The following is a 452-nucleotide window of genomic DNA, read 5'->3' on the forward strand; positions in this document are numbered from 1 at the left end:
GTTGCAGATCTTCCCGATCCTTGCGACCTATCACGACGGCGATTTCTACGACTACCGCATCAAGCATGACGCAGGTGCCCGTCGGCACGTGTGCCCGGCCGACCTCGCAACGAGCTTGATCGACCTCATCGAAGAGCGTTCCGCGGCTCTGTATCGGAAGCTGAAGCTGACGGGGTTTGTCCGAATGGACTACCTCGTCGACGCGGCGGGTGAGTCCTGGTTCCTGGAGGTGAACACTCTCCCGGGCATGTCACGGCGAGGGAACCTGGCGACGATGGCAGCTGCTGCCGGAATGACGTATGAACAATTGGTGACCGAATTTGCTTTGACCGCCGGTGGCGTCGCGGTGACACAGTCGTGATCACCGCCTTCCATCCCACCGACGTCGACCCACGTATCACCGCAGACATCACCCAGCCGGGCCGGCAAGCCGGGGGAGTGCTCACGATCGA

General features: G+C 61.7%; 1 pseudogene. It reads left to right on the forward strand.

Going from position 1 to position 452, the window contains the following annotated elements:
• Positions 1-361 (forward strand): annotated as a pseudogene (locus AC1RPN_RS08410) (hypothetical protein); the annotation flags it as partial.
• Positions 362-452: the final 91 nt, after the last annotated feature.

The organism is Dellaglioa sp. CoH-57-MRSF-20 (assembly GCF_056781955.1).